The sequence below is a fragment of the Bacteroides cellulosilyticus DSM 14838 genome (assembly GCF_000158035.1).
GTDB classification, from domain to species: Bacteria; Bacteroidota; Bacteroidia; order Bacteroidales; family Bacteroidaceae; genus Bacteroides; species Bacteroides cellulosilyticus.
Map to the genome: position 1 here is coordinate 159,446 of NZ_EQ973488.1, position 10,058 is coordinate 169,503.

At 44.5% G+C, this 10,058-nt stretch carries 5 protein-coding genes; all 5 read right to left on the bottom strand.

Annotation, left to right across the window (positions count from 1 at the left end; genetic code table 11):
* A partial coding sequence (locus BACCELL_RS26740; protein ID WP_007209839.1) for a hypothetical protein occupies positions 1–4,153 on the bottom strand: 4,153 nt, incomplete at its 3' end.
* A 4-nt stretch (positions 4,154–4,157) separates the two neighbouring features.
* Complete coding sequence (locus BACCELL_RS02035) at positions 4,158–4,355, bottom strand: hypothetical protein (protein ID WP_226810769.1); 198 nt, start codon at positions 4,353–4,355, stop codon at positions 4,158–4,160.
* A gap of 22 nt (positions 4,356–4,377) precedes the next feature.
* Entirely contained in the window at positions 4,378–4,653 is a 276-nt protein-coding gene (locus BACCELL_RS02040) for a hypothetical protein (RefSeq protein WP_044153171.1), read from the bottom strand.
* An 18-nt stretch (positions 4,654–4,671) separates the two neighbouring features.
* Entirely contained in the window at positions 4,672–7,638 is a 2,967-nt protein-coding gene (locus BACCELL_RS25660; RefSeq protein ID WP_007209842.1) for a hypothetical protein, read from the bottom strand.
* A gap of 53 nt (positions 7,639–7,691) precedes the next feature.
* Positions 7,692–9,893 carry a hypothetical protein gene (locus tag BACCELL_RS02050; protein WP_007209843.1) on the bottom strand — a complete coding sequence of 734 codons (2,202 nt, stop codon included), beginning with the start codon at positions 9,891–9,893 and terminating at the stop codon, positions 7,692–7,694.
* Between the last annotated feature and the right edge of the window lie 165 nt (positions 9,894–10,058).

The window sequence follows — 10,058 nt, forward strand, 5'->3', positions numbered from 1 at the left end:
TGGGAAAGTTCCGGAAAGTGATATACTTATTGTTGGCTGGATACTCGATGATTTCAAGACCGCCACCGTTCGGTAATTTTATCTGGCTCAGATTAGTTCCATCTGCATAAACCTCTCGAATGTTGATTATTGTGCTTAAATCCAGAGTCCCCTGTAAAGTGGTAATATTGGATAAAAGTATCTTCTGCATACTACTACAATCAGCAAGCGTAAGTCCTGTTATAGAGATTATTACGTTATCTGTCTTACTTCCAAGTATGAGTTCTGACAGTCGTCTACCGCGTACCACCATGGTACCGGAAACATTCTTTTTATGCCAGTCTCCAATACTTAATAACCAGCTCGCCGCCTGAATCGCATTCTGTTGGTCGGCACTACCGCCAAGGTCAATAGTAATGCGACATGTTTCACCAGCCTTGGTGCGTTTCCCCGACACTATGGACGTACCGTTAGCGATTGCAGGATACATATCGAAAGCCGGAGTGATGTCATAGTCTATCAAATCACCGGCAGCACGTACGATGATGGTATCGGTTCCATTGGCAGAGAATAAGCCATAATTATACTTACTCATAATATACATGATACGCTTCTTCATCCATGCAGTTTCCGCCGAATAAAAATCACCATGAGATTGCGTGATAGGATCAGTATCATTGCTGTAGGAATCATTATCATAAGCTATCTTGGCAAGTTCATAACGCTTGGCATCAGAATTTACTAACGTAGCCGGGAAGTACTCTTTAATTCCTAAATAATATTTCTTGTAGAAAGCATAGGCCTTGTCATAAGGAGTACCGGAAGACTGGCCACATAAACTTTCCATAGCAGCGAACATCTTACGCATTCCCGCAGTAATCTCAGCACTGAAAGCCTGTTCTAACAGATTCCAAAAGACAGACGTCTCACCATTCCAAATAGGCTGACCGTTGTCGTAATAATCATGCATCTCACACCAATAGGGTTTGCGGTCCTGTCCCTGGTTGTCGATTGGAAAAATGGTATCGGCATCATCCAGTCTCCACCTCCATTTGCTCCCGGCTGTACAGAAACTATATGGATAAGTATTCTTCGCCCGCTGATCGGTCCCGGCCGTGAACTCAACGAAATTATGATGAAATACAGCATCGTTGATGTCGAAGTAGTTCGGTACAGTCGCCCGGAATAGCTGTCCGCGGGCAGCGATAAACAGCTCATTCAGTTGGTCGGATGTAAATAAGGACAGCTCGGATGCAAGATATGCAGCCAACTGCGTTCTCAAGTTGATCTGGCCATTACCAATATCGGAAGGAATGAACTTTCCTTCCGCCGCCTCGTAATAATAGAGATTATAAAGGTTGGCATCACCGGCCTTGGCAATCCAGTACTCATAGCCCGTACTGCGATATTCAGTTATGGCATTGTTCAATTCGGCAAGTGTTCCATTGAACGGTCTGATACGATTATTGCAAACATATACAGTGTTATAGGCCTCCATCCACTTTTGAGCAGACAGAGGTTCCGCTTCATCGGCATTTAGTTCCCCCGCATCAAAATCCCAACAATTGGTATTGTTATACTGGAAAGCCTCTTCATCAGGATTATAGGTCCAATATGGCTTAGTAGCATTCCAGGGAACACGGAACAAAGCCCCCAGCGGAGCATTGTCCGACCCCTCCACAGACAATAGCGCCGGATAAGCTTCCGTATCATAACCAAAGCAAAGGTCATCCCCTTTGTCTGGGCCAAATGTAAATTCTCCCATACAAGTATATACCTCCCGCCCTTCCTCATTCACGGATTTGGAGAAACCGATAAACGGCTCCTGATAAACAGCTACACGTATCTCGCCATCTGCTACCATTGCCTCGTTTCTCAGCCCTATTTCTTTATATAAATCATTGAAGGCAGCCACACTTCCGGCCTTATGATCCTGCATGGAACTCGCCCAGTTCTTCTTGGCTGTCAGACGTCCGGACTTCGGCACCCCATCAAACATGAGTACCTTGTTCTTATCGGTAGTCCCGTTGACATACGTGGCGATGGAGTTTATCTTATTGCCTTCAGCGTCTTTCAGCCCTTTCATTTTGAATCGGATATTCCACTCCAGATATTTCTTTGATGAAGTTCCCTGACCTTCCACCAACAGATTGGTGAGCGTGAAATTCCTTTCCGGTTTATCCTTGAAGAAGACTTCCAGATTACCCGCCACTCCTGAAGGGTTATTCAAGTTTGGGAAAGGTTTGTCAACAACAAACACGTTGTACAGCATTCTCGTGGCATTGAAGTCAATATTCACTCCTTCACCATCCAACACCTGATTGACATTCTTTTCTGTTCGCTTTTCATCAATTGTCACGAGTTGGTTGATATAATTCTTCTGTACAGCTTCCGAAGTCAGAGCCGAATCGTACACACGTAACCCATAAAGATAGAGGTTTGCATAATCATTGCCCAACGTTATCTTTCCGGTGTTTTTGAAGTAGTCATTACTTTCGTAGGCATACTGGCGGTTCTTCTTTCCGTTGATATAGATGGCGACAATGTTAAACCCAGCATTGCCATAAGCATCCGGCATGACAACCACTGTTAGTCGGATACGCACACCGTTATCTATAGGAACATCCTGTGTGGTACTTTCATGTTCAGACTGGGAGAAGAAGGAAATATTCTCGCCGGACACCTTTAGGCCGACATTCCCTTCGGCAATAGTAATAATGTTCTTCGAAGCATCCGAAGCGTTCTCCACTTTAAAATCAATCTCAATACTCTTACCCCTGCGGGCAGCTTCAATAGTGAAAGGCTGATAATCTATCACCGCAGAACTGCGGGCAAATATTTTCAATGCCTTCACACCTTCATCATCCGTCACCCATCCGTCATTGCCCCAGTTCAAGTTATTCCAGATCACAGGGATAACAGACTTATCCGCCTCATTCACAATGCTGCGGCTGTTGGATTGTGAGTTACTCCGTGTCTTGGGATTGATGTAAAGTACTGCACCTGCCGTGGCGGAATATCCAAACAAATTGTTCACACCAAATGTAATCGGTTCAATCAGATTGTTATTGCCACTGGTGACAGACACAACAACATCAAAATTCGCATCGTCATCTGTATCCACTTCCATCGGATAAGTGAAAGTGTTCTTTGTATTCGTCGCAATAGTGGTATTCTCAGAACTATATATTTCCGTTCCGTTTTTAGTTATAGCAAACAATGCGTCAGTCTGTGCGGACGAACCGTCATAAATGGCATAATCGAAGACTGTATTATCCTGCCAGTTGGTAAGCAGACCAGCCAAATTGTTCACACACATCAGCTTCACGGATTCACCCGAAGAAAAACACATGATGTTCACAGATACCAGTTTTGTCTGGATCGTATTGTCGGAATTCGAAAGGTAGAAGCTGACATTATACACACCGGTGGCTCCAGGATGCAGAAGCGTATAGATATAAGGAGTATCCAGATATACGGCTGTACCAAGATTCTGGTTATAACCCTGATTGTAATTATCTCCAGTAACTGTCACATGCAACGTTTTGCTGATGTTGCCATTAATAATCATTGGAATGGATATGTCTCCCGCAAATGCCATCCACCAGGCGAAGTTCGGCGCACTGATGCCAAGCGAAGTCAATTGCACGATATAAGTAACAGGAGCGGTAGTCTTGTCGGTATTCTCACCCTCAACACTTACTTTGATATTATTGCTACCGCTGGTCAGCCATTCGGACACGTCCTGCTTAACTGAAACATTAGACGATATCTCCATCCGTTTTACAACCGTGAAGTCGGTGAACTTAGAGTTCTTTATCATAACCGTACAGAGTCCCAGCTCTCCGGTCGGTTTATATGGTTCACTGATGTCATCCCGATACTGTGAAACAAAGGTAAAGTCGAGCACACACTTCTCACCGTGTTGTGCAGTAAAGCCCAAAGAAGGCATATTATTCCGCACATACACGCTATACATGGTTCCGGCACCACCTGTCAGTTCCCGTACCATCTGCTCCAATGCCGCACCCATGGCACCATCATAAGCCGTGCCCGTAGTGTCACCGATAATTAACGATGCATCCGCAAGCTCATTAATCTTCCCTACTATTTCGTTCAGTTCTTCCGCTTTCAGAACATTACCCTTGATGAATATCTTATCTAATCTGTCCATAATACTATCCTAATATATCATTATCCAATATTCCCGAATCCAGTGTAAAATCAAGGTTCTCTACAATCTTCCCGCCCGGAGCGGACAAAGCATGCATAATCAGGTTTGTCTCAAGCATGGCGTTATCTGCCATATCCGATTCAATACGGCTAATAACAGCACGAGTGGCATGCCCCTGTTCATCCACCTTTCGCAAACTCATCACAAACCTTATGTATCCCATGTCAACAGCCTCCCAACAGATTTATTACCTCACGTTTGATAGCTGCTATAAACGAAGATTGTTTCACCACTTCAATAATAGCCTTACAATAACGTTCCGGTACTTCCACTTCCCCATCAGAGTAGTAGATTGTACGAGCCAGATCCTCGAAGCCGATATCAAGTAAAATACTTCCGTTGTACATCATCATATTGCCTATTTCACGGGCAATATCAAATACTCTCTTCTCACCTTCAAAAGAGACTTGTACCTCAATTATTCTAAAATTCACTTTCATTATTTCCTTTATTTTCAATTAAACAGTTCCATTAAACCATCCATTCATCCAATATGTACCATCATATAAGAAAAAATTAATTTCCGCCCTATTGGTTATTCCAAGAACTGAAATAATACTACCCTTAAAACTTATAGCTATTCCATTTCCATCAACATCTACCTGCTTAGCAGTTCTCATCAAATATACGATCTTTCCAATTGGAGGATTTAGCGGAAGATATACTCTTATTTTATTTTGATTAGAGCAAGTGACCCAGCCTACTGATAGGTCAAGCGTAGTATCGGCAGATACGTTCGTTACCTTTATTGCCATTCCCTCAATATAAGTATGAGATCCTTTAAACTGTAGCGATTCAGTAGGGCGAGCTGTCATCTCAACATCTCCATAGCTTCGTATCGCTATCGATTCATCTCCGGCCTGGGCTGTAACATCTATTCCAATCGAATTATCACCAAAAGCGCTTATACCAAGCGCCGTAATACCATCTCCCCGGATAGCGCACATTGTTCTGGAAGATGTATTGATCCTGAAGAATTTCCCTCCGTCCTTCTCTATTTCTATTCTTGCCAAAGGGTTATCACCGATATTAGAAAGTCCATATTCATTTATTTTAAATGCCCCGATATATCCGTTTTTCGAATTAACAGTTCCTGCAATCGTAGCGTTTGCCATTGACACATTCCCCTCTTCGTCAACGGTAAACTTACCTCCTGAAATAACTGTCTTCCCAATAAAGTTGATCTTATCCGCCTGTATCACCGCATTCGAAATCAAATTTCCCGCCTCGTCCTCCGTTATAAACGCACTGATATCCGTCTGTTTTACCAACCCTTCGGCGGTAACCCGAGTGGCGAACAGCCCCACGAAGTCGTCTTCCGTCACCAATCCGGCCGTGCTGATATTAGTCACTTTCCCGTCAGCGTCGAACGTGAATTTCTCCGTTATCAGCGAGTTCATCTCGGCGGTAGTCACCAGTCCGGACTTATTGACATTCGTAATCAGCCCGTCATCGTCGAACGTCACTTTCGCCGCCAAAGCAGTAATCTTCTTGTCGGTCACCTGTATGGCGGCGGCATTAGCCGTGATGCCCTCATTGGCTTCATCAGCGGTATCTTGTGCCGTGCCCGCATTATTGAACGCTTCCAGTGCCTTCGCCATGGCATCCGCCGCCGCGGACACCGCGGACGCTATTTTCGTTTCCGCTTCCCGGATGGCGGCATCAGTGGATGTCTGATTCTGGGTAATAAGCCCGTTCAACTCATCGTAGTTGCCGCTTACCTGCAACAGGATACTATCTCCCAGATTCTTCATATACGCCGTTGTACCGTTGCTTGCCGGCTTCCAATGGTCGATGCTGAAAGCCGCTCCCACCGTCTTGGCCGTCTTGCAGACAAGCGTGTCATTCTCGTATGTATAAGGAGCGACCGCCGGGTAAGTCGCATTCGTCCACAAGTCCCCCACGTCATACGCCTGCGCCTCCGTCGGTTGGGAGACGAAAACCCGCCGCTTGCCGTCCGCCGTGTCTTGGGCCTTGGCGGCATTTTCTAGAGCTTTAATCGTTTGTTGGTCAGTAATATCTATCCATTCCCAAGTGTCAGCAGACTTTACGAATCTATATGCCAGTCCGGAAGCTGTATTATAAAACATATCCTGCTCATGCATCATCTTCAATTCGCTGGTATTCCAATCTATGGCTGGTATATTGGCTAATGTCGGAACGTATTCAAAGAACCATATCGTATATTCCTTATCTGTCTGTTCCTTTATCAGACCAAGGTCCGCCTGAAGTTCATTGAACATACTATCATAACTCTTCCCGGTCGCTTCGGAGATAAACTGTCCGATAAATTTGTTCAGGAACGGAGAAATGATGGTAACTTCTTTGCCTTCCAAAGAATATGAATCAATGTCTTTATATTGTTTGATAGAAGGGGCATCGTCGCCCACCGTCGAAAGGATTATCGCATTCTGTCGTGTCGTATCCGTCCGGTTGCCAAGCTGCACGATGGAATCGCCGGCTTCAGGAACACCGCTGCCCGTATCACAATCTGATTTTGAAAGATCGATATAATTATCACCTATGGCAACCACCAAACGCCAATAATAGCTATTAGTAACATTATGAGATGTTCCTTCCTTGATATTAAAGGTTTGTGCACGCACTTGGTCATCGATTCTAAATTCCTGTATGATGGATTTATCCCCACTATCCTGCTCAAAGTAACAGCGGTAACAGGCATCGTACTCCTCTACCTTTACGCATTTCATTGATGCCGGAGTCAGAATGATTTCCCCACCGACGTATGATAAGCGTTTGATGATTAGTTCAACGAAATATGCCAATTTCCGTACGAGGATTTCATCCACCTCAAGATAAGACCTTCCCGTCTCCTGATTATATTTAAGGCTGAATCCGGTTCCCAAATCTCCGGAAACAAAATCGGAAGACACGATGCCAAAGATATTCTTAAGTTCGTCAAAGATAGCCGTAACCACATTGGAATCACTGACAGATATGCTATGCTCGCTATTGCCTATATATAAACCTTCAAGAAAAGTAGTGATTTTTGCGGCAATATCCGCCACATCCTTCCGTAAAAACTTATCATATACCGGGCTGTCAGCATCTACATCATACGCCTTGTCGGCATGGATAGCGTCATCAGCCTTTGCGGAATGCTCTGCTTCATCAGCATACCCCACTTTAGCTTTCTTTTCTATATATTCATATCCGTCTTCTGTTTCTTCAAGTTGTTTCAGATAGATATAACGGTCGTTATCAGTGATAACCTTGTCTATGTCGGCCTTGTTGGCATGCGTATGCCCGTCACTTGTAGAACCAGATGAAGACGAACCACCCGTCACACTAACCACAGTCGATGAATTAGATAAAGTTCCTCCCATTCCGAGTTCTCTAAGCCGCTTACTCCGTGGCAATGGAGTACGCAGGACAGTACCGGCTGTATAAGTTTTTTTGCTCATATAATAATTCCTTTTTTTTAAAATACCACTCCAACGTCTTTCAATACACGATTTTATTTCTCTTCATATTCATCCGGTCGTAATTCCACCATTTTCAACTCCCGTTCATCAGCTATCAAATCCTGTACGTCTTGCAATACAATAAAGCGCTTATCTTCTTGATTTGCATCAGTACACGACTTCAGTCCTCCCCCCGTCAGCCGGGTTGTGCCCGACAGTACGGTTTTTCGTTCTGCGTATTGACTGTAAAGTGTACCTATCAATAGGTGTTCCACCTGCGTAGTGCGCCCAGCTCTGGTCATTTCTGTTATCTGCAGCCCGGTGGAAGTTTGGTGATAAGCTCCCCGCGCTACAGGATTTACTTCCTCCATGGTACCGCAGATTGTATCTATTTTTATGTTGTCTTTGGCATTCTCATTCAGTACTCCGGTATACTCCACATCATCACTACTATACTCTTCAAATACAGAATTCGTCCTTACCACGGACAGTGCCGGAAGCTTATAGAGCATCCAACGCACGCGGGAGGTTATATCCGTCTCTAACACTATATCGTTGCTATCCTCCCGAGAACTCCACAAAAACGTTTTACATGTTCTCATACCTGTCAGTATACTGATCTCTAAATATCCGGATACAGGAGGATATGCCATATATTGTCCGTCGTCAACCTTCAGCCATGACGGCCTCCGCATAATAAATTTTTTGTTCCGCATCAGTGTCTGCCGATTGGTTCTCCAGCCCAACGATTGTAGTGTCCCTCCGGGGTCGTCAGTATTATAGTAGGCCAGCACCGCTTCGTCCCATTCGGCCGGTGCCCCATCCACCCATTTTCCAGTGGTATATTTCATGTGCGGCTCCAAATAAGTCTTAGTAGTTTCGTACTTATTGGCATAATGACACAGCACGTTGCCGACATTATCATATATTACGGCACGGAATGGAAGATACAGATAACCGGCATCGTTCAATATAGCATTATAGTTCCCTTTCTCGTTATCACCATCAGCGTCACTGAAAGGATTATAGCGTGCATCTATCAGTATGCCAAGTTGCAGGCGCAGCAAAGTATGCGCCGTTTCGTCCGCACCTATTGCAGGCAGATATATCTTCTCTGTCTTTATCACAGGAGTATCGTTACGAGTCGATGGAGGTGTTCCTACCGGTTTAGGAGCTCCTGAAGACAGAGATCCGTAGCCGGTGTAAAAGAAGTAAGCCACTCCTGTGCTTTTGGAACCTCCCAATATAGGTGCTATCTCAAAATAACGCTTATAAGAAGAACTACTTGTTCCTGTACCCTTGCTGCCCACATACATCAAGAAAGAAATATCACTGTAATCCCAGTCGTAATCCTCCGGTTTCTTATAGTTTGGAAGATATTTATAGCAGTTGGAACCATCGGGCTGAATACCCGTATTTTCGGTTTTATCACCTCCATACTTCAAATCTCCGGCCAACAGCCTTGCATCGCTATAGGGCGAAAAGGTGATTTTCACATTGTTTGCCACCTTGTCCGTACCCATGTGTTGATCGGTCGATTCCCAACGTACTTGTTCCGTACCGACCTTTTGGTACAGAGCGTTCAAATCGTACACGTACACTTCTCCCGCCTGTTGCACCATCCGTAGCCCCAGTGGCTGCAACATGCCTTCCAAAACTTCGTACATAGAAAGAGCCTCCCCATCCTCATCATAGAAGTTGTCCGCCCGCAAACTCAGGTCGGACAATGTGACGGGCGTCGAGTTCCCTTTCATACAAGTAGATATGTATTGTCGGACTGGGGAGCAATGTCCCAGTTTCGCTCGTTGCAATGCGTCATTCAAAATGTCCTGCATAGACTGCATGCCTTTCATATTGAATTTCATGCGATTCAATATTCCGAAGTCACTGAAGGTGAGTGTCACTTCATATTCAGATCCCGAAGAATAAGGTTCTTCATAAAATTCAGGGTCAAGAGTCCCGCTCCAATAAAGAGAGCCGTTACGGTATATTTTCAAGGTGATATCTCCGGGAGTAATGGTATATAAGTCTTCGTAAGTACGGTCTCCCGGACTTATAATAGTAACATCGGCTACACTTCCACACAAGCTTTCCTCCTTGTCAGAATGTGCCCATTCTATGACGACAGGTTCATCTGAAGGGAACTGTAATTTCCCTATCAGATCATAGGCAGCAGTAGCCTCCCGGTATATCTCTACAGAGCATACTGTGTTATTCCGGCTTAAAAACTCTCCTTTATACTTCAAATATTGCATAACTTCTGTTTTTAGCTTCTGTTATTCAGGTTTCCTTCGCGATTCAGTATTCCTTTCAGATAACGTCCGGCAATCTTAAATTCCACAGTACCGCCAACATTCGCATTTCCAACAGGCTGTATCAACTGCCTCAATCTATTAAGCGGAGCTACTACTTCCGGATTA

Coding starts and splice junctions, on each gene's coding strand:
- BACCELL_RS02035 (WP_226810769.1), bottom strand. CDS start 4,355: ATGAGTTTGCGAAAGGTGGATGAACAGGGGCATGCCACTCGTGCTGTT.
- BACCELL_RS02040 (WP_044153171.1), bottom strand. CDS start 4,653: ATGAAAGTGAATTTTAGAATAATTGAGGTACAAGTCTCTTTTGAAGGT.
- BACCELL_RS25660 (WP_007209842.1), bottom strand. CDS start 7,638: ATGAGCAAAAAAACTTATACAGCCGGTACTGTCCTGCGTACTCCATTG.
- BACCELL_RS02050 (WP_007209843.1), bottom strand. CDS start 9,893: ATGCAATATTTGAAGTATAAAGGAGAGTTTTTAAGCCGGAATAACACA.